The 26,163-nt window shown below is 65.5% G+C and carries 20 protein-coding genes, 1 tRNA gene and 1 pseudogene; 13 read left to right on the top strand and 9 right to left on the bottom strand.

Annotated features, from left to right (window positions below):
- Positions 1 to 40 precede the first annotated feature (40 nt).
- The gene (locus Cocul_RS11055) at positions 41 to 406 is read right to left on the bottom strand and encodes an META domain-containing protein (protein WP_055123341.1); all 366 of its coding nucleotides are present in this window, start codon (positions 404 to 406) and stop codon (positions 41 to 43) included.
- A gap of 9 nt (positions 407 to 415) precedes the next feature.
- Entirely contained in the window at positions 416 to 1,255 is an 840-nt protein-coding gene (locus Cocul_RS11050) for a class I SAM-dependent methyltransferase (protein ID WP_055123340.1), read from the bottom strand.
- Positions 1,256 to 1,366: 111 nt separating this feature from the next.
- On the opposite strand from Cocul_RS11050, the gene relB reads away from it, so the two are divergent.
- The 3 genes from relB to Cocul_RS11040 are packed head-to-tail and all read left to right on the top strand — an operon-like array spanning position 1,367 to position 3,038.
- Positions 1,367 to 1,606 carry a type II toxin-antitoxin system RelB family antitoxin gene (gene relB, locus Cocul_RS11045; RefSeq protein ID WP_169786410.1) on the top strand — a complete coding sequence of 80 codons (240 nt, stop codon included), beginning with the start codon at positions 1,367 to 1,369 and terminating at the stop codon, positions 1,604 to 1,606.
- Entirely contained in the window at positions 1,590 to 1,856 is a 267-nt protein-coding gene (locus Cocul_RS12055) for a type II toxin-antitoxin system RelE family toxin (protein WP_082422306.1), read from the top strand. Before relB ends, Cocul_RS12055 begins: the two co-directional genes overlap by 17 nt.
- A 51-nt stretch (positions 1,857 to 1,907) precedes the next feature.
- Entirely contained in the window at positions 1,908 to 3,038 is a 1,131-nt protein-coding gene (locus Cocul_RS11040; protein ID WP_055123339.1) for a glycosyltransferase family 4 protein, read from the top strand.
- Here the strand turns inward: Cocul_RS11040 and Cocul_RS11035 are convergent.
- Both Cocul_RS11035 and Cocul_RS11030 read right to left on the bottom strand, forming a co-directional pair.
- A complete protein-coding gene (locus Cocul_RS11035; protein ID WP_055123338.1) occupies positions 2,950 to 4,530 on the bottom strand; it encodes an MmpA family trehalose lipid delivery protein in 1,581 nt (526 codons plus the stop codon). The genes Cocul_RS11040 and Cocul_RS11035 overlap by 89 nt on opposite strands.
- Complete coding sequence (locus Cocul_RS11030) at positions 4,520 to 5,572, bottom strand: porin PorA family protein (protein ID WP_160318517.1); 1,053 nt, start codon at positions 5,570 to 5,572, stop codon at positions 4,520 to 4,522. Before Cocul_RS11030 ends, Cocul_RS11035 begins: the two co-directional genes overlap by 11 nt.
- 18 nt (positions 5,573 to 5,590) lie before the next feature.
- Between Cocul_RS11030 and Cocul_RS12050 the strand changes: the two are divergent.
- Positions 5,591 to 6,637: pseudogene (locus Cocul_RS12050) on the top strand (acyltransferase family protein); the annotation flags it as partial.
- 30 nt (positions 6,638 to 6,667) lie between these two features.
- Here the strand turns inward: Cocul_RS12050 and Cocul_RS13180 are convergent.
- Positions 6,668 to 9,847, bottom strand: a complete 3,180-nt coding sequence (locus Cocul_RS13180) for an alpha-(1->3)-arabinofuranosyltransferase domain-containing protein (RefSeq protein WP_055123335.1) — start codon at positions 9,845 to 9,847, stop codon at positions 6,668 to 6,670.
- Positions 9,831 to 10,028, bottom strand: coding sequence for a DUF2613 domain-containing protein (locus Cocul_RS11015; protein ID WP_055123334.1), 198 nt, complete (start codon positions 10,026 to 10,028; stop codon positions 9,831 to 9,833). The genes Cocul_RS13180 and Cocul_RS11015 overlap by 17 nt, the downstream gene beginning before the upstream one ends.
- A 369-nt stretch (positions 10,029 to 10,397) precedes the next feature.
- Between Cocul_RS11015 and Cocul_RS11010 the strand changes: the two genes are divergently transcribed.
- Genes Cocul_RS11010 through Cocul_RS11000 form a run of 3 tightly spaced genes read left to right on the top strand, consistent with a single transcriptional unit; the run spans position 10,398 to position 14,175 of the window.
- Positions 10,398 to 11,558: a glycoside hydrolase family 3 N-terminal domain-containing protein gene (locus tag Cocul_RS11010; RefSeq protein ID WP_055123333.1), complete on the top strand. Its 1,161-nt coding sequence runs from the start codon at positions 10,398 to 10,400 to the stop codon at positions 11,556 to 11,558.
- A gap of 43 nt (positions 11,559 to 11,601) precedes the next feature.
- Entirely contained in the window at positions 11,602 to 13,329 is a 1,728-nt protein-coding gene (locus Cocul_RS11005) for a VanW family protein (RefSeq protein ID WP_082422303.1), read from the top strand.
- Between the two features lie 45 nt (positions 13,330 to 13,374).
- Complete coding sequence (locus Cocul_RS11000; protein ID WP_055123332.1) at positions 13,375 to 14,175, top strand: hypothetical protein; 801 nt, start codon at positions 13,375 to 13,377, stop codon at positions 14,173 to 14,175.
- A gap of 458 nt (positions 14,176 to 14,633) precedes the next feature.
- Here the strand turns inward: Cocul_RS11000 and Cocul_RS10995 are convergent.
- Positions 14,634 to 14,707 (bottom strand) — tRNA-Gly (locus Cocul_RS10995).
- A gap of 118 nt (positions 14,708 to 14,825) precedes the next feature.
- Here Cocul_RS10995 and dcd point away from each other — a divergent pair.
- From dcd to Cocul_RS10970, 6 genes are all read left to right on the top strand, one after another.
- On the top strand, positions 14,826 to 15,383 hold the full coding sequence (gene dcd / locus Cocul_RS10990; protein WP_055123331.1) for a dCTP deaminase: 558 nt from the start codon (positions 14,826 to 14,828) through the stop codon (positions 15,381 to 15,383).
- Positions 15,384 to 15,443: 60 nt separating this feature from the next.
- Complete coding sequence (locus Cocul_RS10985) at positions 15,444 to 16,763, top strand: UDP-glucose dehydrogenase family protein (protein WP_055123330.1); 1,320 nt, start codon at positions 15,444 to 15,446, stop codon at positions 16,761 to 16,763.
- A gap of 400 nt (positions 16,764 to 17,163) precedes the next feature.
- Positions 17,164 to 17,991 carry a GDSL-type esterase/lipase family protein gene (locus Cocul_RS10980; RefSeq protein WP_055123329.1) on the top strand — a complete coding sequence of 276 codons (828 nt, stop codon included), beginning with the start codon at positions 17,164 to 17,166 and terminating at the stop codon, positions 17,989 to 17,991.
- Positions 17,992 to 18,004: 13 nt separating this feature from the next.
- The gene (locus Cocul_RS12520; protein ID WP_160318516.1) at positions 18,005 to 18,157 is read left to right on the top strand and encodes a hypothetical protein; all 153 of its coding nucleotides are present in this window, start codon (positions 18,005 to 18,007) and stop codon (positions 18,155 to 18,157) included.
- Positions 18,158 to 18,336: 179 nt separating this feature from the next.
- Positions 18,337 to 21,570: a bifunctional cytochrome P450/NADPH--P450 reductase gene (locus Cocul_RS10975; protein WP_055123328.1), complete on the top strand. Its 3,234-nt coding sequence runs from the start codon at positions 18,337 to 18,339 to the stop codon at positions 21,568 to 21,570.
- A gap of 32 nt (positions 21,571 to 21,602) precedes the next feature.
- On the top strand, positions 21,603 to 23,288 hold the full coding sequence (locus Cocul_RS10970) for an AMP-binding protein (protein WP_055123327.1): 1,686 nt from the start codon (positions 21,603 to 21,605) through the stop codon (positions 23,286 to 23,288).
- A 55-nt stretch (positions 23,289 to 23,343) separates the two neighbouring features.
- On the opposite strand, the gene Cocul_RS10965 is transcribed toward Cocul_RS10970, so the two are convergent.
- Together Cocul_RS10965 and Cocul_RS10960 are read right to left on the bottom strand one after the other, a co-directional pair.
- Positions 23,344 to 24,555: a YibE/F family protein gene (locus Cocul_RS10965; protein ID WP_055123326.1), complete on the bottom strand. Its 1,212-nt coding sequence runs from the start codon at positions 24,553 to 24,555 to the stop codon at positions 23,344 to 23,346.
- A gap of 249 nt (positions 24,556 to 24,804) precedes the next feature.
- Positions 24,805 to 26,058: a pyridoxal phosphate-dependent aminotransferase gene (locus tag Cocul_RS10960; protein WP_055123325.1), complete on the bottom strand. Its 1,254-nt coding sequence runs from the start codon at positions 26,056 to 26,058 to the stop codon at positions 24,805 to 24,807.
- Between the last annotated feature and the right edge of the window lie 105 nt (positions 26,059 to 26,163).

Below are 26,163 nucleotides of genomic sequence, written 5' to 3'. Positions count from 1 at the left end.
AAAACCGCATGACAATTGTCATGCGGCAGAAAGAGAAACTCTACTTCCTTGCGCTAAAGCTCCACGCGGTGCCCTGGGCGTCGGTAAGCGTGAGGGTATCGCTCTCCACGCGCACGGTGTGCTCGCCGTGGAGAATATCGGTGAGATCGTAGCCCTCGCCGCAGAACCGCATGGTGGAGAAGAGGCCGTCCACGGTGAGGGTATCGCCGTCGATGGTGGCGTTGCCGCCGAAGGGGTTGCAGCCATCGTTGCCGCCGATGGTGCCGTCATCGTGCAGGGTGAAGAACGCTCCGTAAGAGTAGCCCCATTCGGTGCCGGTGAGCGGGGTGGACTCGGCCGCACCGGCGGTGGCGGCCCCGGCGAGGATCAGCGCGGAGGCGGTGGCGAGGGAATAACGCAAAGACATGCTTGCGCATTATACCCGACGCAGCACGATCACCAGGTTGCTCACGCCGAACTCGCGCAGCCCGGGCACCCGCGTGAGCCACCACGCCCAGCCGGGGTGATAGCGGGGGAAACAGCCCACCACCTCCGCCTCCCCGAGCCCCGCTACCTCCCGCGCCCAGCGCAGACCGGCGGCGCAGGAAACATTAAAAAGGGAGGTACCGAACACGTTCTTGGGCGGGTGACCATGCACGCGGGTATAGCGATCCCGCGCATAAGCCCCACCCACGTAGTGCTGCCACAGGCCGGTCTCGTGCCCGCCAAAGGGGCCCAGCCACACCGTATAGCTCAGCGCCACGAGGCCACCGGGAGCGGTAACCCGCAGCATCTCCTCTCCCATACGCCAGGGATCGGGAACGTGCTCGGCCACGTTAGAGGAATACACCAGGTCAAAGGCCCCGGTGCGGAAGGGAAGATCCATGCCGGAACCCCGCACGGAGGCCGCCACCTCAATCCCGGCGGCCGCCATCTCCCCCACGTCCGGCTCCACGCTGATATAACGCGCGCCGCGCCGCTCGAACTCATCGGCAAAATACCCCGGCCCACCCCCCACATCGAGGACGGCGGTGCCGCGCAGGGCGCCCGAGGGACTACCGACGCCCCCTTCGGTAGGAAAAGCGGCATCCGCGCGGAGGCTTTCCATGAGCTCGGCGGTATCGCGGGCGAGGTTTCCATAGAACCGGGCGGGATCGCTCTGCTCGAAGCGGAAACTGCCCAGCAGGCTCAGCGAGCGGCGCAGGGTGGCGCGGCGGCGGGTGTGGGGGAGGAACGCGCGGGCGGGGGACGTGCGGGGAAAGCGGAGGGCGGGCACGGGGAGAAAGGGTAGCAGGGGCTTATCGGGTGGCTGATGTTCCGTGCGCTGGAGTAGTGTGGGGATCGTTAATGAGTGACTACATGTAGTCATGAGGTACGGAGGTGTTCCATGACTGCTCCGATGGCGACGTCGGTGCGTCTGTCTCCCGAGACAGCACAGAAGCTAGAGATGCTTGCGGAGCGCACGGGTCGTTCAAAGTCGTTTTATCTGCGTCGGGCGGTGGAGGAAAGTATTGATCGATTGCTGTGGCAGTATGAGGTAGCGGCCGACTGGGAGGATATTAAGGAAGGCCGGATGGCAACGCACAGCCATAGCGAAGTGAAGAAGCAGCTTGGCCTGGACGATTAAATATTCGGATAAGGCGGTCAAACAGTTAAAACGCTTGGATAAACCGACTGCTAAGAATATCGTCAATTATCTCAGCGATGTCGCAGAGTTGGATGATCCTCGCGTGCGAGCCAAGGCGCTAACGGGGCCACTATCGGGGTTGTGGAGGTATCGGGTTGGGGACTACCGGGTGATTGCTGCTCTAGAAAGTGGTCACTGTGTGATTGTTGCTGTTGTGCTGGGGCACCGGAGCGAGATTTATGATCGCTAATCTTTAACTGGTCGTCACGGTTTTTGCCCCTCGTATAGGCTTGAGCGGTCTATGAAGATTCTCCTGCTGTGCTGGCGCGATACGGATCACCCCCAGGGGGGAGGCTCGGAGCGCTACCTCGAACACGTGGCCGCGTATCTCGCCGAGCGCGGCCATGACGTCATTTTCCGCACGGCCGCGTACACGGACGCCCCCTCGCGCAGCACCCGCGACGGCGTGCGTTTTTCCCGAGCCGGGGGCAAGTACACGGTGTACCCGCGCGCGTGGCTGGCCATGCTCGCGGGCAGGCTCGGATGGGGTCTTTTGCGCAAGGTGGACGTGGTGGTGGATACCCAAAACGGCATTCCGTTTTTCGCCGGCGCGGTGTCCGGCAGGCCCACCGTCTTGCTCACGCATCATTGCCACCGGGAGCAGTGGCCGGTGGCGGGGCCGGTGATCGCGCGTGTGGGCTGGTGGCTGGAGTCGGTGGCAGCCCCCAGGGTGTATCGGGGGAGCCAGTACGTCACGGTTTCGCACCCCAGCCGCGAGGAACTGATTGCCCTGGGGGTCACGGCGGGGGATATCCACCTGATCCGCAACGGCGTGGATCCCGTGCCCGCGCATTTACCGCGCCTCGATGAGGACGGCCGCCCCCACCTGGTCACCCTGTCGCGCTTGGTGCCGCACAAGCAGATCGAACACGCTATGGACGTGGCCGCCGCCCTGCATCGCAGCCACGGGGTGATCCTGGACGTGCTGGGCAGCGGCTGGTGGAACGCTCAGCTGCGGCAGTACGCGGAGGAACGGGCCTTGGGGGAGGCGGTGGTATTCCACGGCCAGGTCTCCGAGGACTATAAGCACGCGCAGTTGGCCCGCGCGGCCCTGCATCTCATGCCCTCGCGCAAGGAAGGGTGGGGGTTGGCGGTGATGGAGGCCGCGCAGCATGGGGTACCCACCGTGGGGTATCGCAGCGCGGGTGGATTGCAGGATTCCATCGATCACTCCCGCACCGGAATGTTGGTGGATACCCCGGCGGAACTCACCGCGGCGGTGCGGGGTTTGCTCGACGATGCTCCCGCGCGCCGCCGCATGGGGGAGGCCGCCAGGCGGAAGGCTACGGCCTTTTCCTGGTGGGAGGCCGGGGTGCGCTTCGAGCGGCTGCTGAGCGAGGTGGCTGCCGGTGAGCAGAAAGCAACCGGCTAACCGCCACGGCTACGGGCACCACGCCCAGCCAGAGTGCCAGGAGCCCCAGGCCACGGGCACGAGACGGCGCGGGGGCGGAGGTTTCCGCGAGAATCCTCCCGGTGCCCCCGTCCACCACCAGGCCCACCCCCAGGCGCTCTAACTCGGGGAGGTCTCCGGCCCGCCAGGCCGAGGTGGCGGCCACCCAGCGCGGGGAGGGGGGATCAACCTCCACGCCGTCCACACTGAGGCTTCCCGGTTCCACGGCGGCCAGGGCCTTCCACCAGGGATTGACCAGGGGGGTGCCGTTCACGCTCACCAGCGTGCCGGAGTGCTCCCCCACCACCAGCACCTCGCTCCCGGCCGCCTCTTGTTGCACCGCGCGCATGGCAGCGGGGGGCACGGGCAGGGCCTCCGGAGGGAGCGGGCGCAGCGCGGTGAGCGCTAAGGGGGCGTCGATAAGCTGCACCGCGCAGAGCGCGAAGGCCCAGCAACCGGGGCCGGGGCGCAGCGTGGCCGCCAGGGCGATATAGCCGGGCACCGCGAGCAGCACGAACTTGTGGGCGTCTCGCAGTAGCCCGCCGCCGGGGATCTCCCCGATGGCCATGCCCATCACTGAGGGCAGCGCCCAGGCCGCCAGCGCCACCCCTAGGCCCAGGCCGCCGAGGAAGAGCAGGCCGCGCGGGCAGCGCCGCCACCCGGTACACAGCAGGAAGAACAGTGCTACCCCGGCGAGCGCCACCCCGGCCTCGCGCGCGCCGGGTACCGCCGAGGCGTTCCAGATCCCGCCCAAGCCCAGCAGCGTCCCGGGGGTGCCCGCAAAGGCCTCCGCGCGGGGGGCAAAGGCCGCCACCGCGCGGGTAGAGGAGGTGGTTTCCACCCCCGCGAGCAGGCCGGGAACCCACCACGGTGCGCACAGTAACACCCCGATGAGCGCGGTGGCCCAGCGATTCCTTTGCGCGGTGATTACCCCGGTGAGCAGGGCGAGGATCCCGCCGGTGGGGCTCAGCGAGGCCCCCCACATCGCCAGCCACTGCGCGCGGGGGCGGCGGCTTAGGCCTGCCCAGGCGATCAGCGGCAGCAGCCAGGCGCAGATCACCAGCGACCACTGCCCCTGAAGCAGCCGCTCTAGCACCGCCGGATTGGCTACCCCCACCGCGAGAGCCACCGCGCAGCCCCACGGCCCCGCCCCCTGGTGCCGCGCCAGCAGGTAGCTGCCCCACGCCCCGCTTATCGACGCCCCCACGATCCCCACCCGCAGGGCCCAGGACGCGGGCATGATGGTGCCGATGAGGGCCAGCAGTCCTTCCTGCGGAGCCCCGCGCGCCGGGAGATCGCCCCAACCCAGGGCGGAGGGGCTCAGCGCGGGGCGATCGAGCACGATCATGTCCCGCAGCGCGGGGACGCCAGGGCCCAGGAAGGGAAGGACCACCAGCCCCACCAGCAGCGTGCCCCAGGCGCTCAGCAGCGCCGTGCTCGCCCACGCCCCCGGGGCCGTCCGGTTAGCGGGCACGGCGAGCCCGGCGGGCGCGAACTATGAGCGCGATGGCGGGCAGGATCACCAGGAAGCGCAGGGCCTTGGACACCCAGGCCACCACCGCCATGCGCTGCTGTGTGTCCACCACCCGATTGGCAGAGTCGGTGTGGGTGGCGATGGTGGCCTCGTCCCAGGAGGTATCCGCGCGGTAGAGCACCCGCCCCGCCGGCTCCTCGGCGGCGGCCTGCCGGGCCTCCTCCTCGCTGGCGGCCAGCACCACCACCCGATGCTCGCGCTTGTTCACGATCGTCCCGGAGGCCGGCTCCACCGTGAGCGTGCGGCTGGCGGCATAGAAGGGCGTCAGCGTGGTGGGCTCCGTGCCGCGCAGCCCCAGGGTGGCCAGCTCCTCCGCGGAGTAAAAGGAGGCGGCCGGGCCGGAGAGGGGTTCCGCGTGCAGCAGGGTGGGGGAGTCCGGGCCGAGGGGAACCGGGGCCACGTCCTGGTGGAAGAGGAAGAAATGCTGCGTTTTGTCCACGTAATCGATGGGCGTGGAGCGCAGGCTCCACGGGTCGAAATAGGGGTAGGATTTCTGCTCCGTGGTGGCGGGAAAACGGTAGTGCAGCCCCTCGCGGCTCAACTCCCCGGCCTCCCCGCCGGTGAGTACTCCGGCCAGCGTGCCCTCCATCTTGAGGGAGCCGTTCGGTTCCAGCACCGGAAAGGAGGAATGGCGGGTCACCCGCACGGAGTCCTCCCACCGGGCCTGCCCCAGGGTGGTGCGCGCCTGGATCAGCGCCTCCTTCTTATTCTCTGCGGGAAGCACGCCGATCTCCGTGTTCTCCTCCACCTCAGCGGTGGTCTGGTAGCAGCGCAGTTCCGCGCAATCATGGGGGCCTCGGTGCTGCCAGGCGCGCACGTCGAGGGCATGGGCGGTGGTGGGGCTGGTGCGCACGGACTCGGCGGCGTTGACGTCGAGTTTCTTCATGGAACCAAGGACGGAGCGCGGGATCACGTCACCGCTGAGGGTGAGCAGGGCGGCGGCGACCACCAGGGCGATCAACCACCTGCGGGTACCAGTCACGATGATCCTTCCACTAGGGTGGGAGCGGTGACGACGCCGCCGAAAGCCAGGGAAGACACTGCCCGGCGGGTATCGCATTCATCCTACGCAACCGGCTTCATTCCTTCCCTGGAGGGGCTGCGCGCCGTGGCGGCCTATGGCGTGGTGCTCACCCACGTGGCTTTTCAAACGGGCCTCGATCCCGCCACCGTGCCGGGCGCGATCGCGGCGCGCTTCGACTTCTTCGTGGCGGTATTTTTTGCCCTCTCCGCCTTCGTGCTGTGGCGGCGGCACCGCGCGGATCACCACTTTGGGGCCTACTATCTCCACCGCTGCGCCCGCATCATTCCGGCGTATGTGGTCTGCGTGCTGGCGGTGTTGCTTTTCCTCCCCGAGGCCTTTGGCACCCGGCCCGGCGTGGCGGTAGCCCAGTTCACCCTCACCCAGATTTACCTCCCACAGGGTCTGGTGGGGGGCCTCACGCACATGTGGTCGCTGTGCATTGAGGTGGCCTTTTACCTGCTTTTACCCCTGCTGGCCCTCACCGTGGGTAGTCTTTCCTCTCGCCGCGCGCGGGTCACCCTCATCGCAGCGGGGGCGGCCGCCAGCCTGGGGTGGGCGTGGCTGCCGGTGGTGGCGGCCACCCCGGATAACGGCTGGCCCAACATGCAGATCTGGCCCCCCGCCTATGCCAGTTGGTTTGCCGTGGGGCTTCTCGCGGCGGAGGCCGAGCCGCTGATGCCCTTGGTGCGCCGCACGCGGCGCTCGCGCGGCGTCCTTAGGCTGCTTTCCCAGCGGTGGCTGTGGTGGGCCCTGGCCCTGGCGATCGCTTGGGCGGCGGGCCAGGAGTGGTTTGGCCCGCTGGGCCTCGTCCACCCCAGCCCCGCCCAATTTAGCCTGAGAATCCTCGCTGGGGCGGCCTTCGCCCTCGTGGTGGTGTGGCCCTACGCCCTGGCCCCCAGCCCCCGCGATCTGCTGGCTCGTCCCACCGCCCGCACGCTGGGGCGATGGTCTTATTCGGTGTTCCTCTGGCACGTGGCGGTGCTCGCCGTGGTGTTTCCGCTGTTGGGTGTTCCGCTCTTTAGCGGAAATCCCGCCCACATCGCGGTGGTGGCCCTAGCGGTGCTGGTTCTCAGCACGGCGGTGGCGGCGGCGAGTTATGAGCTGGTGGAAAAGCCCGCGCGCCGGGCGATCACGGGCCGGTGGGGCGCACGCCACGCCCAGCGCCGCGAGCACGCACAGCCCTAGAAAGAGGGAATCGCCCGCATAGCCGGGGGTTGGCCAGGGCGCGCGCGCCAGCCACGCACCGGCGATGCTCATGGTGGCGGCGATCAACCACCCCGCCCGCCAGGTGCTCCATCGCAGCACCAGCCAGGAGGCCGCCACCGCGCCCAGGCCCGCCGCCCCTCCCACCAGGAAGGACACCGCCGCGCAGGGCAGCCACAGCCACGTGCCGCGAGAATCCCCCCGCCAGGTCATCGCTGTGGGCCCGCCGCCGCGCGCCAGCACGAGGGCCACGCCCAGCACGGTGAGGGCTGCGAGTATCAGCCCCCCGGCTAACCCCCAGCGGTAGGGGCGCTCCCCGGCAAAACCCATCTCGATCGCGCCCCCCACCCCGGCGGGCAGCACAAAGGCCTGCACCCCGGCCTCCACCGTGTGGGGGGTCAGGCTCACGCCGCCCACGCTGGCGCGCAGGCCGGGGTTGGCGGCGCGGTTGGTTACCAGCAGCCTGCCCTGCCCCGAGGCCTCCACCGCCCCGTGCACGTCCCGGCTGGTGGGAGAGGATACGTCCCCGGCGCTGAGCCGCACCCACACATCCTGGGTGCGCAGCCGGTGCGTGCCCGCCGTGAGGGTCACGACCTCGCCGGGGGCGTACTCGGTGCCGTCGATAAGCACGGGCCGCTGGGTGGGAGCCTCGAGGCGCACGCGCATGTCCCGGGGCGCGGTGAACTCGCGGATCAGCACGCCGGTGTCCACCATGAGCCGCTGGAACACGAATTGCTCCACGTTCGGGGAGGTATCGGGCACGGTGACCACCCGCTCCACCGGCTGCTCGGGTGTTTCTACCTCCGCGATCCCGGTGGGGGTTTCCAAGGTGAGGCGCAGGTGCTCCACTGGGGTATCCCAGCGCAGAGTTACGGGCCTGCCCGCGGGGGCCTCTATTTCTTGGGAGTTCACGGTGAGCACCGCGTCCTCGGTGGTGGTGATGGTGGCCTCCGAGACGGGGCGTTGCGGGGTGACCTCTAGCCATTGGCCGCGCGCCGGGCCGGGTGCCGGGTACCAGGCAGTTTCCTTATTGCCGTCCACGGCGGCGGTGAGCGAGCGCGCCGGATCCGCGCCGCCGAAGTTGGAGGCGTCGGCAGCCGAGGAGGAGGCTCGCACCCGCCCGCCGCGCTCGGCCACGGAGGTCAGCGGCCCGGCGCTGGGATAATCGAGTAGCCGATTGTGCACGTCCGCACCCTCCTCCGGGTTGGCGAGGGGGGCGGACTGCGCCCCGTGGAGGGTGCCGTAGTTGCGGGCCACCAGCATGGGGGTATCGGTGACCACCTGCGCGTGATCGGGAACCAGCTCGTAAGCGGCGGCGGTGCCCAGCGCGTCCAGCAGAGCCAGCGATTCCCCGCCCCCGGCCACCCGCACGGGTGTGCCCTCTACCACGCGCATGTCTGGTTGCTCGGGAAGCAGCACCACCTCGATCTCTCCGAAACGGTGTATCTCGCCCAGGTCTTCCGGCACGGTGATGTCCGCACCCCTCGTGCCGGGGTCGAGGTCGTGGCGCACCAGCAGCGCCCCGATCCCCATGCGGTGCAGGGCGGCGCGCGCGGCCAGGGGGTCATCGTGAAGCACCGCGATCAGCCCGTCGAGCCCGCGAATCGCCTCCGGGTTAACCAGGGGAATCGCGTCGCGCACCGCCCAGGGCACGGTGAGCAGCGGTTGCGCGGGCTCGTCGCGCGTCCACCCCCATTCCTGCCGGGCAAAGGAGGTTTCCGGGAGGATCAGCGTGCGCGTCTGCGCAGCGTGGGTGTTCACAAACTCCGTGGCCTCGCGCCACTCCTGCGGCACCTCCGCGAACGTTCCCTGCGGCAGCAGGCGAGCGCTCCACGCCGGGGCCATGCTTATCGACGCCACCAGGGCCACGAGGATCAGCGCGCCGCGTCGGCGGGTGAGCAGGGGGCCCAGTGCGGCGAGGCCCACCACCAGCGGCAACCGCACCAGGGGATCGAACTTGTGGAGGTTACGCAGGGCGGCACCAACGCCGTCGAGAAGCCCCTGGTACTGCCCAGACAGGGGCGCGGCCACCTGCCAGCCCGCGCCCATGATGGCCACCCCGCACAGCAACATCCCCAGCCACAACCCCCGGTGCGGGGTGCGGCGCAACCCGATGAGCCCCAGGGCCGCCACCGCCAGGGTACTCAGCACAAAGACCGGCTCAGTGACCAAGAGATGCCCCGCCGTGCGCTCCGAACTGGCAAAGGGCGCCCAGCTGGTGGTGCCGCGCAGGATCTCCGCCGGGTTGAGCCACCGGGTAGTGACAAACGCGGACTCGATGAACTCCGTAAACGGCGGGGCATACCGTCCCAACACCACCAGGGGAACAATCCACCACAGGCTCACCAGGGCGCAGCCCACCAACCACCACGCCAAGACCCGGCCCGCGCGCGGCTCGCGGCGCAGGCAGCGCCACAGCAGAATCACCCCCGCCGGAACGCAGGCCGCCGCCGTGGCGGTGGCATTGACCGCGCCCATCGCCGCCACCGGGATCACCCCCGCCGCCACCGCGCGACGATCCAACACGCCAACAAAGGCCGCCGCCACCCAGGGCGCCAGCATGACCGGCCAGGTCTCCGAGGAAATGGCCGTGAGCGTGCTCAACGCGCGGGGGCTCAATGCAAAAAGCAGCGCGGCACCCCACCTGCTCAGCGGGGTACCCAGACCCAACCGGCGCACCAGTACCAGGGCGCCGGAGAACCCCACGCCCAGGACGATCAACCACCACAGGCGTTGCGCCAACCAATCCGGCAACGGCTCCGCGAGCGCAAAGAACAACCCCTGGGGGAAAAGATAACCATAGGCCTGATTCTGTAGCTGACCCAGGAGAAAAACGTCCGTGTAGGCGTGCAGCGCACCGCGCAAAAATCCCCACGGGTTCGCCGTGAGATCGTGCTTAGTATCGGCCGCCACCTGGCCCCACGGCTGAAGGAACACCACCAGGGCCATGACGCACCAGCCCCAGGGGTGGCTCCAGGCCCGGGGTGTGCGGAGGGTGCGGGCCTGGCTCAGGCTAGGTGCGAGAGCCATACTCCGGGCCGCCGAGGAGAGAATCCTCCGCGCTGGGCGCGCCACCGGCGGGAACCGCGTTCTGCTGGCTCAACGAGGAGATACCAAGAATGGTGATGATCCCCAGGGCAACCCCCACGACCACGCTGGCCACGGCGGGACCCAGGGTGCGCCGGGGAAGAGAATCGGATGGTTGTGCCATGAGGACACAGCCTAGCAGGTGGGGGTGCTTTTCACCTGTGTCACATGGTGGGGAGAAAAGGATGTATGTGGTGCGGTTGGTGACTGACGGTAGCCCCTCCTGTCACACAGAGGTAAGGAAACATACGTCCATGGGGCTTGGTGATAGGGGAGAGTAACATGCGTCACACAGCGGCGAGGAAAAGTCACGGGGAATGGCCTCAACCCTGGGAGTATGACCCCGAATCGGATGCTGAGGAGCAGACAGACTGAGAGCGAGCGTTTTTGTCCATACCCCGCTTCCTGGCGGCCTCCATGAACCTTTGGAGTCGCCTCATGGCCCCGCGCGGGTATCCGATAACGTGGGTGGGCGAACACGTTGAGGAGAAGAATGCGTTTATTCAGGAATGGCTCGGTGGCCGTGGCATTGAGCGCGGCCATGCTGGTGGGGTGCGTGAGCGCGGAGGAAACTCCTGTGCCCTCGTCGGAGCCGAGTGCGCCTTTCTCGGCGGCCCAGGTACCCACCACAACCACCCCTGCCCCGCCGAGCGAGGGCGGCGAGGCGGCGTCGATAAGCATGGCGCCGGAGGAGCGCCGCAGGCTGGCGGCTTCGCTGATGGTGGTGGGGGTGACGGATTATGATGACGCGCTGGCCAAGTTGCGGCAGGGCGTGGGTGGCATCTTCATCACTAGTTGGGCCGATCCGGCGATGCTGACGGAGCCGGGCCGAAATATCGCGGCGCTGCGCGAGGCGGTGGGGCGAGATTTCAGCGTGTCGATTGATTTTGAAGGCGGCCGCGTGCAGCGCCATTCCTCGGTGCTGGGGGATTTCCCCTCCCCGCGTGAGATGGCCAATACCCTCAGCCCCCAGGAGACGGAGGACCTGGCGCACTGCCTGGGGCAGAGCCTGCACGAGCACGGAATCACCATTGATTTTGCCCCGGTGCTGGACGTGGATAGCGCGGGTCTGGAGGTGATCGGGGATCGTTCCTTTGCCACGGAGCCGCAGCGCGCCGCCGAGTATGCGGCGGCCTTTGCCCGGGGGCTGCACGCCGCGGGGGTGAAGCCGGTGTTCAAGCACTTTCCGGGGCACGGCGCGGCCAGCGGCGATACCCACAAGGGTGCGGCGGTGACCCCTCCGATTGAGCGGCTGGGAGAGCTTGACCTGAGCGCCTATGGCCCGGCGTTGGCCCAGTCCGAGGGGGCCGGGGTGATGGTGGGCCATTTGGTGGTTCCCGGTCTGAGCACGGGGGATACCCCGTCGAGCATTGATCCGGCCGTGTACGGGTTGTTGCGCAGCGGCGCGTACCCCCACGGCACCCCCTTTGGGGGCACCATTTATACCGATGATCTTTCCGGGATGAAGGCCATTACGGATCGTATGTCTACCTCCGACGCCGTGGTGGCGGCCATCGTGGCCGGTGCGGATCGTGCTTTGTGGTCCTCCGGCGAGGCGGTCGAGGAGGCTATAGATAAGGCGGCGGCGGCCGTGGCGGAGGGGAGGTTGCCGGAGGATCGCCTGCGGGCCTCGGCGGGCGTGCCCCAATCCTGATCTTGGCGGGAGTTGAGCCGCCCGGGAGCACCGCAGTGGAAATATGCTTTTCCGTGGCCGGGTGGTTACGCTAAACACCGTGAATGAGTCTACTGACCAGCGTGGTAGCCGGCGTGGCCTGAAGATTACTCTCTGGGTGATTGTGGGGGTGGTGGCCTTGGCGATCCTGGCCTATGCGGCGGACGTGTTGATGACCAGGGGTACCGTCCCTCGGGGTGCGGCCGTGGGGGGCGTGCAGATCGGCGGAATGTCCAAGCAGGACGCTGCCGAGAAGCTCGACGCGGAACTGGGTGGGGTATCCGCGCGGCCAGTGGCGGTGCGCGCGGGGGAGTTGCACACGCAGTTCATTCCGGCGGATTCTGGCGTGGCCCCGGACTGGGCTGCCACCGTGGAGGCCGCCGGGGCGCAGTCGCTCAACCCCGTGACCCGCGTGCGGGGCTTCTTCGATTCTTACGAGGTGGACATCGTGAGCCGGGCGGAGGATTCCGCTTTTACCTCCGCCCTGGAGCGCGTGCGCACCGATCTTTCCCGCGAGCCGCGCAACGGCGCGGTGCGCATCGAGGCGGGCAAGGTGGCGGCCGAGCCCGCGATCAACGGCCAGAGCATTGACCGGGAGGAGTTGCGCCAGCGCGTGACCGCCGAATGGCTCAACCCCAAGGGCATTGAGGTGGCGGCGGCCGTGGTGGAGCCGGATATTCGGGACGACGCCGTCCGTGCCGCCGCGGAGGGCGACGCTGCCCGCGCCGTCTCCGCACCCGTGGTGGCTCAGGGCCGCGATGGAGTCAAGGGCGTGATTCCCGTGGAGCGCATGGGCGAGGTGGTGACCTTCTCCCCCGACCAGGGCGTGCTGCGCACGGACGTTGATCTCGACGCCGCCCGGGCCATGCTGGCTCAGGGGTTGGCCGGGACGGAGCGCCAGCGCGCCAACGCGCAGATCTCCTTTAGTGGAGGCTCCAAGCGGGTGACCCCGCACGTGGACGGCGTGACTATTGACTGGGAAAAGAGCGCGCACCAGTTGCGCGAGCGGATCGTGGGCACCCAGCCGCGCCAGTTTGACGTGGTCTACATCGACGAACCCGCCACCTTCACCACCGAGCAGGCGGAGGCGGCTACCTTTGATGACGTGGTGGGCGAGTTCAGCACGGGAGGCTACTCCGAGGCCTCCGGCAAGAACATCGCGCTGGTGGCGCAGGCCGTCAACGGTGCGCTCATTCCCCCGGGGGAGACCTTCTCCCTCAACGGTTACACCGGCCCCAGGGGCAAGGCTCAGGGCTACGTGGAAAGCGGCATCATCCTCAACGGCCACGCCGACGAGGCCGTGGGCGGCGGTATCTCTCAGTTTGCCACCACCCTGTACAACGCCGCGTATTTCGCCGGAATGACGGACGTGGCCCACACCCCGCACAGCTATTACATCTCCCGCTACCCCGCTGGGCGCGAGGCCACCGTGTACGAGGGGGCGATTGACCTCCAATTCCGCAACGACTCCGATCACCCCGTGCGCATCGACACCTCCGTGGGCGGCGGCGATGTCACCGTGAGGCTCATGGGGGTCAAGACCGTGGACGTGGAATCCGTCAACGGCGGGCGCTGGGCGCAGACCTCCCCGCAGACGCTGAACCTCTCCGGGGATAAGTGCTCCCCCTCGGGAGGCACGCCGGGCTTTACCACCTCGGATACCCGCATCATCAAGGATCTCTCCGGGGCAGAGATCAGCCGGGAGGAAACCACCACGGTGTATGATCCGCAGCCCATCGTCAAGTGCAGCTAGGGCGCTGGCCCCGGGAGCCGCAGCGGCACTGTTAGGATTTGCCCCATGAGCGAGCACTACAACCTCTATGAGTCTCTGGGGCTGAGCCGGGAAAGCAGCAGCGAGGACATCGCCGCCGAACTCGATTCCCGGCTTTCCGCCTACCTGGAGCGCGGTGGGGCGAAGAACGACCCCGAGTACGACGAGGCCGCTACCGCCCGCGCGATCCTCGGCGATAATGCCAAGAGAGGGCTTTACGACGCCCGCCTAGACGACGCCCACGGAGAGCCCATCACGATCACCGCCCTGCGTGAACTCGCGGGCACAAGCGCGCCCATGCGCCGCGTGCAGTACCGCTACGAGCCCGTGGGTGCGCCGCCGAACACCCTCATGGGGGCCTTTAAGGAGGCCCCGGCGACGGTCAGCGGAGCCACCTTCCTGGCCCTGGGTGGGGCGCTGATCTCCCTGCTGGCGATGGTATTCCTGTACCTGGCCGCGCAGCGGGAACTACACAGCATGGACGCCCTCAACCAGGTATATGGCATGGGCGTGGGGGCCCAGGTGATGACGGCCGGGGTGGTGGCCTCCCTGGCGATCGTGGCCTTCTCCGCCGCCCTGTACTGCCTGCATGGCCTGGTGGTAGCGGCCGTGGTGCTGCGCGGATCAAACCCGGTGGCCCACGCGGCGGCGGTGGCCGCCACGGTGGTTTTCCTGCTACTTTCCGCGTGGGTGTGGATCATGCCGCTGGGCTTCTCCTTTGCCGGGCTAATCTACGTGCCCTATCTGGTGGGATTGCTGGTGTTCCTACTGTTGCCGGGCACCCGGGCCTGGGCGGCGGGGCAGCGGCGCGTGCGCGAGGTGGTGTGAGGGACTTATAGTCCACGGCATGTTTGGCTGCTGGGCAAGGATGGTCAAAGTGCGTGAATGTGAACCGATCCAGTCCGCGGCGGCGGGGTCAATGCTGCGGGTAAGGGTATCAAGCGAGGTGAGGTAGCCGCATAATCTTCTCATCTCTTGCTGAGGGGACTCGGTGGAGCCGATGAGTGGTTCTTGATGGGAAGCGCGGTTGCGCACAAATCGCATGAGTTCCACGTTTGCCTCGAATTGATCCCGGGGTAGTGGGGCATGCCTCCGTTGGCTGGTTTGATGCGGGCCTTCCCAAATTGTGGCTTCAAGGCGAGGGGTTAAAAGGACCTGAACCCCGATAGGCCCCGGGAAGGTCAATGCCCCGAGAGAGTGCTTGCCGGGGCTCCCTTAAGGTGTTAGCCCACAAGCGTGGTGATAGCGGTAAACAAAAGGACTCACGCCCCGCGTGAGTCCTTGACTGGAGCCGATGACGGGAATCGAACCCGCGTATTCAGCTTGGGAAGCTGACATTCTACCATTGAATTACATCGGCGCGGCTTTTTCCGTGTTCTGCGACCTCCGCCGCGCAACCGAAAGCGCTGCACAATACTCTACACCATTGCGGCGATCCCGGAGAAACGCGCTGGTGGCTTCGCGGTACACTCGGGATCGTGCTGCTATCTGATCGTGACATCCGCCGTGCCATCGACGAGGGTGACCTGGGCATTGAGCCCTATGATTCTGCCCTGGTGCAACCCTCCAGCGTGGATGTGCGCCTGGATAAGTTCTTCCGCGTGTTCAACAATTCCAAGTACACCCACATTGATCCCAAGCTGGAGATGGAGGATCTGACCAGTTGCGTGGAGGTGGACGAGGGCTTTGTGCTCCACCCCGGCGAGTTCGTGTTGGGTGCCACCCTGGAAAAGTTCACGCTACCCACGCACCTGGCGGGCCGCCTGGAGGGTAAGTCCTCCCTGGGGCGGTTGGGTCTGCTCACGCACTCCACTGCGGGTTTTATTGATCCGGGCTTTTCCGGGCACATCACCCTGGAACTTTCCAACGTGGCCAACCTGCCCATCGTTCTCTATCCGGGGATGAAGGTGGGCCAGCTCGCGCTCTTTGCCATGTCCTCTCCGGCGGAGGTTCCCTATGGTGCGTCCAGCCTGGGTTCTAAGTATCAGGGGCAGCGCGGGCCCACCCCGTCCAAGGCGTATTTGAACTTTCGGTAACCCATCATTGGTTTTTTCCGGTTCAACCGCCGTTTACCAGAAGGGCGTACCCCTGGGGGCATGAAGCTAAGCGTCATTGGAACCGGATACCTGGGGGCCACGCATGCCGCCTGCATGGCGGAGTTGGGGCACGATGTGGTGGGGGTGGACGTCGATAAGCGCAAGATCGACGCCCTGGCGGCCGCGAGGGTGCCGTTTTATGAGCTGGGCTTGCCGGAGGTGCTGGGGCGCAACCTGGAGGCGGGCAGGCTGAGGTTTGCCACGGAGTATGCCCGGGCTGCGGAGCATGCCACGGTGCATTTTCTGGCGGTGGGTACCCCGCAGCGACGCGGTTCCTACGCCGCCGATCTCACCTATGTGCGCGCGGTGATCGAGCAGTTGGTGCCGTTGTTGGAGGGGGAGCACCTGATCGTGGGCAAGTCCACGGTGCCGGTGGGCACGGCGGCGGAGTTGCAGGAGCTGGCGGATTCCCTGGCGCGGCCGGGAACCAACGTGGAGGTTGCCTGGAACCCGGAGTTCCTGCGTGAGGGGCACGCGGTGGAGGATACGATCCACCCGGATCGCTTGGTGCTGGGCCTGCGCGAGGGCTCGGGGGCGGAGGCCGTGGTGCGGGAGATTTACGCCGCCCCGATCGCGGAGGGCACGCCGTTTTTGGTGATGAATCTCCCCACGGCGGAGTTGGTGAAGGTCTCTGCCAATGCCTTCTTGGCCACCAAGATTTCCTTTATCAATGCGGTCTCGGAGGTGTGCGAGGCGGCGGGCGCGGACGTGACCTCCCTGGCGTACGCGCTGGGGCAGGACGAGCGCATCGGGCACAAGTTCTTAGGCGCGGGCCTGGGCTTTGGCGGCGGGTGTTTGCCTAAGGATATTCGGGCGTTCATGGCGCGCGCAGGGGAGTTGGGGGTGGATCAGGCGCTGACGTTCCTGCGCGAGGTGGATGCCATCAACCAACGACGCCGCGAGCGCGTGGTGGAGCTAACAAGGCGCTTCTGCGAGCATTCGCTGATCGGGGTGCGGGTGTGCGTGCTGGGTGCGGCGTTTAAGCCAAACTCGGATGATGTGCGAGATTCCCCGGCCTTGAACGTGGCGGGTTCGCTTTCCCTGGCGGGGGCCCATGTAACGGTCTATGACCCGCAGGCGATGGATAATGCGCAAGGTGTTTTTCCCACGCTGGCCTATGCTCCCACTGCGGAGGAGGCGTTGCGTGGCGCGCAGGTGGTGATCTTGGCTACGGAGTGGCAGGAGTTCCGCGATCTTGATCCGGTGGAAACGGCGGGTTGGGTGGAGCGGCGCAACCTGATTGACGCGCGCAATGTATTGGACCTTTCCCGGTGGCGGGAGGCTGGCTGGGATGTCTATGCTCTAGGAAGAGCCGTGTGACGCCTGTGGCTCATGTGGCGGAAGTAGTCGGAAGTGACTCCAGTTTACCCCCTTGACCCCGCATTTCCGCTCCGCTTGCGGCGAGCGGGGGAGGGGTATCATTGGTGTCAATTTCGGTGGTTTCTGTCCGCCGCCGGTGCGCGGAGTTGGACAAATTAGTTGCTGGTTAAGTTCGCAGTAGGCTACTTTTGTACCTTCAGCGACAGTGAAAGATAGTTGAGGAAGGTGGTTCAATGAAACGACGAGTCTCGCTTGCCCTCACCACCGTGTGCACGGTGGTCGGCATGGGCCTAGCAGGGGGGGGGGAGGAACTGCCCTCGCGCAGGAGAATCAGCAGGACGCTGGTGCGCAGTTCCTGGGGGAGGTTGCTAAGGCGCAGTCCCCGATTCCGCAGCCGAAGGTGGCGGCACCCGCCCCGATCAATCCCGATGCGAACGATAGCTACGTCAGCTTTGGTGATTCCTTGGCGGCAAACCCGACCGTGCTGGACATCATGGTGACCCGCGCGCAGAGGCAGGGCCTGGATATTCAGTGGCCCACCATCCGTGAGGGATTCTGCGCCCAGGGGCCCAATAACTTCCCGTCGCAGGTGGCCCAGCAGACGGGCCTGCGCCTTGAGGATTACTCCTGTGGTGGCGCCACCGCGTACATGGAGGAAAACCCCAAGAGTGCCATTCCCCATGACACGATCAACGATCAGGTGACCAAGGCCCTGGACGCTGGCGCTCTTGACGGCCGCACCAAGCTCGTGACCGTTTCCATCGGCGTGAACGATCTGTGGCAGCCCGGTAACTATGAGAACGTGGGCCAGGAGCGCCGTAACGCCTTGTACCACGAGAACGTGACCCGCGCCCTCAATCGGATCAAGCAGGCGGCTCCGCAGGCCAAGGTGGTTATGCTGGGACTTCCGGATCAGACCGACGGTGCCAACCACACCTGCGCCACCAACCTCCTCGGCGTGGTGTCCCACTGGTACTTCCCGATCGTTTCCTACTACCAGGACGAGCTGCGCAATGCTCAGCGCGCGGCCGCGCAGGCCACGGGTTCGCAGTACCTGGACATGGTGAGCGAGATCAACCTGGCCAATGACAACAACGGTTGCTCGCCCAACCCGAATCGCCTAAGTGCCGCGATCTTTGATGACATGCCGCACAACTTCACCTTCCACCTCACCGATGCTGGTCATGGCTACTACGCCAACCGCGTGGTGCAAGAATTTAACGCATAAGGAGAATCTCCCCATGAGCCCTGAGTTGCTGACCCAGATCGTCAACGACTACCCCCTGACCACCCCGCTGGTTCACTTCACCGGATCCCTGGAGCTGGATGACTTTGTGGAGCGCACCCTCAACGCATGGCCGGATACGCGCCAGCTGATTGAGTATTACGGCTAACCCAGTATCCGTAGTACGGATGGTCTAGCCGGGTGCCTCGATCCCTCCGGAGCGAGGCACTTTGCGTATCTCCTCGGTTTCTCGCGCGTACCCCGTTTCTCAGAGTCCCCGGGAAATTCACCGGCGATTGTTAGTGCCGTTGAATTTTTCCAAATAAAAAGTAAGGATCTCCGCTTTCCATGACCACCGCTGTTCCTGGACCCAAGCCCCTACCAGGTATCGGAACCGCATACACCATCAACCCCAATAACCTCGTGCAGTCCGCGGTGAGGCTCGGTGAGAAATACGGGGAGGTGTACGCTCACCACTTCCCCGGACACAATCCGCTGTATATCGTCAGTTCCCAGCGGTTGGTCAACGAACTCTCGGATGAGACACGCTTTAAAAAGCAGCTTCATTCCTCCCTCCGGGAGATCCGCAACTTCGCCGGAAACGGTTTGTTCACCGCGGAGCAGGAGGACCCCGAGTGGGCCAAGGCTCACCGCATCCTCATGCCGGCCTTCAACCCGGTGGCGCTCAAGGCCATGTATGACGGCATGACGGACATCGCGGATCAGTTACTTATGAAGTGGGCGCGTACGCGCCCGGACGTCCCCGTGGATATTCCCGGAGACTTCACCCGCCTGACCTTGGACACCATTGCTCTTTGCTCGTTTAGCTATCGCTTTAATTCCTTCTACTCCGAGGGTTTCCATCCCTTCATCGAGTCCATGGGCGATGCCCTGGGGGAGTCGGGGCGTAGGGCACATGCCACCGACGTTCAAAAGAAGTTGAACGTTTTAGGCCAGCGCCGCTTTGATAAGAACATTGACACGATGAATGAGATCGTGGATACCCTCATCGCGGAACGCCGGGAAAACCCCAGCCCTGCGGGCGAGGAGGACATTCTCGATGTGATGCTGTCCGCCAAGGATCCCGAGACTGGGGAATCCCTTTCCGATGAGAACCTGCGTTACCAGCTGGTAACCTTCCTGATCGCGGGCCATGAGACCACCTCGGGTCTGTTGAGCTTCACCATCTACGAGTTGCTGCGTAACCCGCGCGTGTGGCTCAAGGCGCGCAAGATCGTCGATGAGGTGTTGGGTGGGCGGTTCCCCGAGCACGGGGACCTCAAGAACCTTGGTTATATCGATCAGATTCTGCGCGAGGGCCTGCGCCTGTACCCCACCGCTCCCGCTTTCGCGGTGACTCCCTACGAGAGCACCATTGTGGGCGCGGACGAGGAACACGAGGGCTTCGAGGCGCATCCGGGGGACATTCTCCTGGTGATCCTCCCGCTCATGCACCGCGATCCCAAAGTGTGGGACAACCCGGAGGAGTTCCGCCCCGAGCGCTTTGACTTTGAGAACGCCAAGAAGATTCCGCACAATGCGTGGAAGCCCTTTGGTAACGGGCAGCGCTCCTGTCTGGGGCGCGCCTTTGCGCTGCAAGAGGCCACGATGGTGCTGGCCCTGATTATCCAGCACTTTGACATTGAGCTCGCGGACCCTGGCTATCAGCTGGAGGTTTTGGACGGCCTGACTTCCAAGCCGAAGGACTTTTATATCAACGTGCGCCCCCGCCCCGAGTGCCCCTATCGGGGCCGAGGCGAGGAGAAAAAGACCACCGGCGTGGACGCGGACGTCTCCGGCATGGAGTGCCCCGTGGCGCATGCCGAGGTGGAGTCCTCCCCGAACGGGCATAACGTGCAGATCTTGGTGGGGTCGAACGCCGGCACCAGCCGGAACTTTGCGCGCCGCCTGGCGGCCTTTGCCACCGCCCAGGGCTATGAGGTTACTACCCTTGACCTCGATGACGCCGTGGACAACCTGTCCACGGACGGCCCGGTGCTGATCTGCACCGCCTCTTATGAGGGCCTGCCCACGGAGAACGCCAAGAAGTTCGTGGAGTGGATCAGCGGCGATGCCTCCATCGACCTCAGCGGGGTGGATTACGCCGTCTTTGGTTGCGGCAACAGCGAATGGGCGGCCACGTTCCACCGCATCCCCACGCTTATCGACGACCAGCTTGCCGCCCTCGGCGCGAACCGCATCGTGGAGCGCGGCGTGGGCGATGTACGCAGCGACTACGTGGGTGCCTTCGAGGAATGGGCCGAGGGCCTGTGGGAGGCCGTCTCCGAACTTGAAGAGGTGGAGCACTCCGCGGTTTCCGCTACGGAGAAGGTCAGCCTGGAGATCGTGGACGGTGGCCGCGGTGAGACCCTGCGCACGGAGAACAGCGAGGGCTTCGTGCGAGGCGTGGTGGAGGAAAGCTACGCCATGAGCCCCACGGAGGACGAGGGGCCGATCCACGCCAAGCACCACGTGGCTATCCGCCTGCCGGAGGGACAGACCTATCGCACCGGCGATTACCTGGAGGTCTTGCCGCGTAACCCGCAGGCCCTGGTGGATCGGGTGTTGGCCAGGTTCAACCTGAACTCGGATACCCGCGTGCGCCTGGACGGGCGCGAGAGCTTCCTGCCACTGGGCGAGCCGGTGAGCATCGCGGAACTGCTCGGCGGGTACGTGGAACTCACGCTCCCGGCGGGGCGTCGGCACGTGCAGGCCCTGGCCGAGACGTGCCCCTGCCCGCCGGAGAAGGCGGGGCTGATGGCCTTGCTGGAGGCGGAGGCCTATGAGGCCGAGGTGCAAAAGAAGCGCCGCAGCGTGCTGGATCTGTTGGAGGAGTATCCCTCCGTGCAGGTTGAGTTCGAGGACTTTGTGAACATGCTGGAACCGCTGGCCCCGCGCCGGTACTCCATTTCCTCCTCGGCGCTCACCGAGGGGGCCAACCGCCCCGCGCTCACCTTCACTGTGATTAACGAGCCCGCCTGGTCTGGCCGTGGGCAGTACGCGGGTATTGCCTCCACGTATCTTGCGGAATTGCCGGTGGGCGCCTCTGTGCCCGTCAGCGTGATTCCCGGCACGGAGCATTTCCGCGCGGAGGAGGACGTCACCCGCCCGATGATCCTCATCGGGGCGGGCACGGGCCTGGCCCCGCTGCGCGCCTTCGTGGAGGACGCCGCCCTGCGCGCCGAGGAACAGGGAGTGACCCCGGGGCGCAGCCTGCTCTTCTACGGCTGCCATGGCAAGGATTCCGATTACCTCTACGCCGAGCAGTTCGAGCGGTGGTCCGAGCAGGGCGTGGTGGACATGCGTCCGGCCTTTTCCCGGCACCCGGAGCAGGGAATCGACGGAATAATCAAGTACGTGCAAGATCGCTTGTGGCAGGATCGTGACGAGGTCATGGAACTGGTGAAGCAGGGTGCGCGCCTGTATGTGTGTGGAGACGCGGAGCGCCTAGCGCCCTCGGCACGCCTCACGATCACCCGCATGGTGGCCGAGGCGTACCGGCTTTCCGCCGACGACGCCGCGGAGTACGTGCAGCGCATGGAGCACGAAGAGTTCAGCTACGTCAGTGACGTTTTTGACTAATCCTAATTAAGTACAACGAGAAAGGCTTTTCAATGGCTAGATACACTCTCACCCCCGAGGCAGAGCACGGTGTGCCTCGGAAGGAGATCATCAAGCAGTTCCTCTTCTTCCTCAAGACGATGAAGCAGCGCAATGTTCTGGAAACCTCTCCGGCCTCGGAGATTCCCGGTGAGATGAGGTTGCGCAAGCGCTGGGGCAGCCTGGAGGGCGGCACGCTGACGCTGACGGCCAAGCGTCACCCCGAGCGCCTGGGTCTGGTGGATGATGAGGGCGAGCTGACGTACGCGGAGTTCTTCGATCACGTGTATCGCCTGGCCCACCGGTTGCAGGACTTTGGCATCCGGGATGGCGATAACGTGGCGGTGATGGCCCTGAACGGCCGCGCAGCGATCTTCCCCCTGTGCGCGCGGCAGCTGCTGGGCTACCACATCTTTATGATTAACGCCAACAGCTCCGGCCCGCAGATTCATAAGGTGCTGGAATACCACGAGGTTGATGCCTTCATCGTGGACGAGGAGTTCTACGAGCGCCTCCTGCCTGAGACGAAGGAAAAGTTCAACATCATCATCGGGTACACCGATAAGGGCGCACCCGACGGACTCAAGACTCTCAACCAGATCATTGATGAGACGCGCCTGCTGGTCAACGAGGATCGTCTCCCGGAGAAGCCCACCAAGTCCGCTCACGTGGTGATGACCTCGGGCACCACGGGAATGCCCAAGGGCGTGGTGCGGCGTCAGCTGCTTTCCCCGCAGGGTATCGCCCCGGCCTTTGCCTCGATCCCGTGGCGGCAAGACATGGTGGTGATGCTGCACGGCGTGCTCTTCCACTTCTACGGGTGGGCGAACATGCTCGTGGCTATGCTGACAGGCTCCACCATCATCACCCGCCGTCACTTTGATGTGGACGAGACGCTGGAGGTCTTTGATAAATATAAGGTCACGGCGTGGATCTCTGCGGCCTCGCGCCTGCGTTCCATCATCGCGGAGCTGGATGAGCGGAACGTGAAGCACGTGGACGGCCTGGAGTTCATCTGCTCCTCCGGCAGCCCGCTCACCGAGTATGAGGTCACCCGCGTGGTGGAACTCTTTGGCCCCATCCTCTGCAACAGCTACGGTTCCACGGAGACCGCCGCCCTGGCGGTCTCCCCGCCGGAGATGCTGGCAGCAGATCCCAGCCTGACCGGGCGCATCTACCCCGGTTATCTCATTGAGATCCGCGATGACGAGGGAAATCTGCTTCCGGACGGCGAGATCGGCGAGATCTACGCAGGATGCTACGACATGTTCGCTGGCTACACCGATCCCGACGTGCCGGTGCGCGTGGTGAACAACCTCCTGCGCATGGGTGACCGCGGATACAAGAAGGGTGACCGCCTCTACGTGCTGGGCCGCGCCGATGACCTGGTGATTACCCAGTTCGGTGAAAAGATCTTCCCCTCCGAGCTGGAGGATCTGCTCATCCGCGATCCCCGCGTGGAGGACGCTCACGTGCACGGCGTGAAGGACGCGGAGTTTGGCCAGGCGCTGCGCGCGTACATCATCCGAGCCGAGGGCGTTTCCGCCGAGGACCTCACTGAGGAAGAGGTGCGCCGGATCATCGTGGACGAGCTTTCCGCAGCCCACGCTCCCCGCGACGTGTTCTTCATGAAGGACTTCCCGCGTAACCCGATGGGCAAGGTGATCCGCCCCGAGCTGCCGGATCACTCCACGGCGTAGTGCGGTGAGCTAAGAAAAACCGGGTGCTCTGAAAAAGGGGAGCACCCGGTTTCTTCTATTTCGGGGACCGCTCCGGTACCGTCCATGCCGCAATCAGGGTGGTGAGCGGCACTGCGAGGATCAAAGCCAGGCCGCCGATCCCGGAGCGCAGTAATTCCGTGGCCACCACGTCGCTGCTCAAGGTCTCCCCGAGCGGGCGCTGGGCCACGGAGATGAGCAGGAGCAGCGGCAGCGCCGCGCCGGTGTAGCTGAGCACTAGGGTGTACACCACCGAGGCGATGTGGTCTTGTCCCACCTTCATTGCGCCGAGGAAAAGCCTCCACGGGCTCGCCTCCGGGTCGAGCGCGGAGAGTTCGTTGATCGTGGAGGCCTGGGCAATCGTGACGTCGTTGAGCACCCCCAGCGTGCCGATGATGAAGCCCGCCGCGAGCAGCCCCAACACTGAAACCTCCGGGAGATAGAGCAGGATGGTGAGGTTTTCATCCGAGCCCAGGCCGCGCACCTCCGTGGTGCGCAGGCCGATGGAGGTTAGGCCCGCCGCCACGAGGAGGGCGAGCAGAGTGCCACCGAGGGCCGCCGCGGACTTCCAGTTCAGCCCGTGTACCAGCGGCACCACCACGAGGAGCACCAGGGCCCCGGTAATCACGGCGAGCAGTGCGGAATCGCGGCCGGAGGCGAGCGCGGGGAGGAGGAAGAAGCCGATCATGGCGAGGGTGACGGCTAGGCCGATCAGGGCGCGGAATCCCCGCCACCCGGCAAAGACGATGAGCGCTACAACAATGACGATGCCCCAGATCAACAGGGGAGTGCCGCGCTGGTAATCGGCAAAGGCCATGCTCACGCGGCCATCTTCCGCGCGGGTTTCGGTGAGATGAATCTTCTCACCCTCCTGCAACTCGGGCTCCCCCGGCATGCCGTAGGAAACAAGCATGGTGCGCTTTCCGGCGAACTCGCCCGAGGTGATGTCCACCAGCGCCCGGCGGCAGTCCTGCCCGGAGGACTCCAGAGGGGTCACCGGGGAGCCGTCAAAGATGGTGCCTATCGACGGCGAGTTGCAGGCGTTGCCGTCCACCAGCGTCACGGTGCCCTCCACGAGGGTGCGATTAAAGGCCGAGGAGGCGAAGGTCTCGGAGACCTCGGCGCGTTCTGCATTGGGCCAGTTCAAGGCCACGGCGATGGCAGAGGCCAGGCAGGACAGGGTGATGCCTATGAGCAGCGCCAGGCGGGGGAGGGTGAGCGCTGTGGGGGAGGGGCGGTGACGGCCCAATGGTGCTCCTTAGAGTGGACGGAGCGCAGGCGGAGCCGCGCCCGGTAATGATAACTATTCTTGATAGTGGGGAATAGTAGCCTATGAGGGTGGTTGGGGGTAGTGCCGTAAATACTCGTCGAAACTTGTTTTACTTGTTTTATGCCGTTGAACTGCGGCGATGCGGCGACGGGCGGGCTGTAGACGCAGAGAAGTTGTTTCAAAGTTTCGACAACAACTTTGAAACAACTTCTCTCTGATGGGGCGGGGCTACTGCTTATAACTGCTCAGGAAGTTCCCCAGCCGCTCGATCGCGTCCTCTAGTTCCGAGGCCCAGGGCAGGGTGACCACACGGAAGTGATCCGGGGTGGGCCAGTTAAATCCGGTGCCGTGCACCATCAGGATCTTCTCCTTGCGCAGCAGATCCAGCATGAATTGCCCGTCATCGTGAATCTCATGCACGTTGGGGTCGAGCCGGGGGAAGGCGTACAGGGCACCCATGGGTTTCACGCAACTCACGCCGGGAATGGCGTTGAGCTTCTCATAGGCCACGTTGCGCTGCCGCAACAGGCGGCCGTGTTCTCCGGTGAGGTCGTAGATGGATTGCCGCCCGCCCAGGGCCACCTGGATCGCGTGCTGCGCGGGAACGTTGGGGCACAGGCGGGTGCCGGCCAGGAGTTCCAGCCCCTCGATGAACCCGCGCGCGTGACTCTTCGGCCCGGTGAGCACCATCCACCCCGCGCGATACCCCGCCACGCGGTATGCCTTGGACAGCCCGTTAAACGTGATGGTGAGCAGATCCGGGGCGAGCCCCGCGATGGAGATATGCTGTGCGCCGTCATACAGAATGCGGTCATAAATCTCATCGGCCAGGATCAGGAGGCCATGCTCGCGGGCAATGTCCACGATCCCCTGCAAAATCTCGCGGGAGTACACCGCGCCGGTGGGATTATTGGGGTTAATCACCACGATGGCCTTGGTCTTATCCGTCACCTTGGCCCGAATATCCTCTAGCGAGGGGTTCCAGTTATCCTCCTCGTCGCACAAATAGTGCACCGGAGTGCCCCCGGCTAGCGACGTCGCGGCAGTCCACAGCGGGTAATCCGGTGCGGGAATGAGCACCTCGTCGCCGTCGTTAAGCAAAGCCTGGGTGGTCATGGTGATGAGCTCGGATACGCCGTTGCCCAGGAAAACGTCGTTGACGTCGAAGGAGGGGAAGCCGTCGATGAGTTCGTAGCGGGTGACGATGGCGCGGCGCGCCGGGATAATACCCTTGGAGGTGGAATAGCCCTGTGAGGTGGGCAGGGAGGCGATCATGTCCCGCATGATGACGTCTGGGGCGTCGAAGCCAAACACGGCTGGGTTGCCGGTGTTGAGTTTGAGAATGCGGTGGCCGTCAAGTTCCATGCGCTCGGCCTCGGCGGCGACGGGGCCGCGGATCTCGTAGAGAACATTCTTCATCTTCTCCGACTGGTCGAACTCGCGGCGCTTGCGGGGTTGCTTGGGGGCGGGGGTCTCGTTCATGGGAACTATCCTAGAACGTCCGGGTGTGGGGGTAGTGACAATTATGGTGACAATGGTGGGGATGTGTGTGTCAGTTTGTCAGATGGATTGTCACTACGGGGCGTA

The sequence above is a fragment of the Corynebacterium oculi genome (assembly GCF_001412105.1).
Taxonomy (GTDB): Bacteria; Actinomycetota; Actinomycetes; order Mycobacteriales; family Mycobacteriaceae; genus Corynebacterium; species Corynebacterium oculi.
This window is presented reverse-complemented; position numbering and strand designations above follow the sequence as displayed.

Bases quoted from the DNA above. Each gene is read 5' to 3' on its own strand.
- Cocul_RS11055 (WP_055123341.1), bottom strand. From the start codon at position 406: ATGTCTTTGCGTTATTCCCTCGCCACCGCCTCCGCGCTGATCCTCGCC.
- relB (WP_169786410.1), top strand. From the start codon at position 1,367: ATGACTGCTCCGATGGCGACGTCGGTGCGTCTGTCTCCCGAGACAGCA.
- Cocul_RS11040 (WP_055123339.1), top strand. From the start codon at position 1,908: ATGAAGATTCTCCTGCTGTGCTGGCGCGATACGGATCACCCCCAGGGG.
- Cocul_RS13180 (WP_055123335.1), bottom strand. From the start codon at position 9,847: ATGGCTCTCGCACCTAGCCTGAGCCAGGCCCGCACCCTCCGCACACCC.
- Cocul_RS11015 (WP_055123334.1), bottom strand. From the start codon at position 10,028: ATGGCACAACCATCCGATTCTCTTCCCCGGCGCACCCTGGGTCCCGCC.
- Cocul_RS11010 (WP_055123333.1), top strand. From the start codon at position 10,398: ATGCGTTTATTCAGGAATGGCTCGGTGGCCGTGGCATTGAGCGCGGCC.
- Cocul_RS11005 (WP_082422303.1), top strand. From the start codon at position 11,602: ATGCTTTTCCGTGGCCGGGTGGTTACGCTAAACACCGTGAATGAGTCT.
- Cocul_RS11000 (WP_055123332.1), top strand. From the start codon at position 13,375: ATGAGCGAGCACTACAACCTCTATGAGTCTCTGGGGCTGAGCCGGGAA.
- Cocul_RS10985 (WP_055123330.1), top strand. From the start codon at position 15,444: ATGAAGCTAAGCGTCATTGGAACCGGATACCTGGGGGCCACGCATGCC.
- Cocul_RS12520 (WP_160318516.1), top strand. From the start codon at position 18,005: ATGAGCCCTGAGTTGCTGACCCAGATCGTCAACGACTACCCCCTGACC.
- Cocul_RS10975 (WP_055123328.1), top strand. From the start codon at position 18,337: ATGACCACCGCTGTTCCTGGACCCAAGCCCCTACCAGGTATCGGAACC.
- Cocul_RS10970 (WP_055123327.1), top strand. From the start codon at position 21,603: ATGGCTAGATACACTCTCACCCCCGAGGCAGAGCACGGTGTGCCTCGG.
- Cocul_RS10960 (WP_055123325.1), bottom strand. From the start codon at position 26,058: ATGAACGAGACCCCCGCCCCCAAGCAACCCCGCAAGCGCCGCGAGTTC.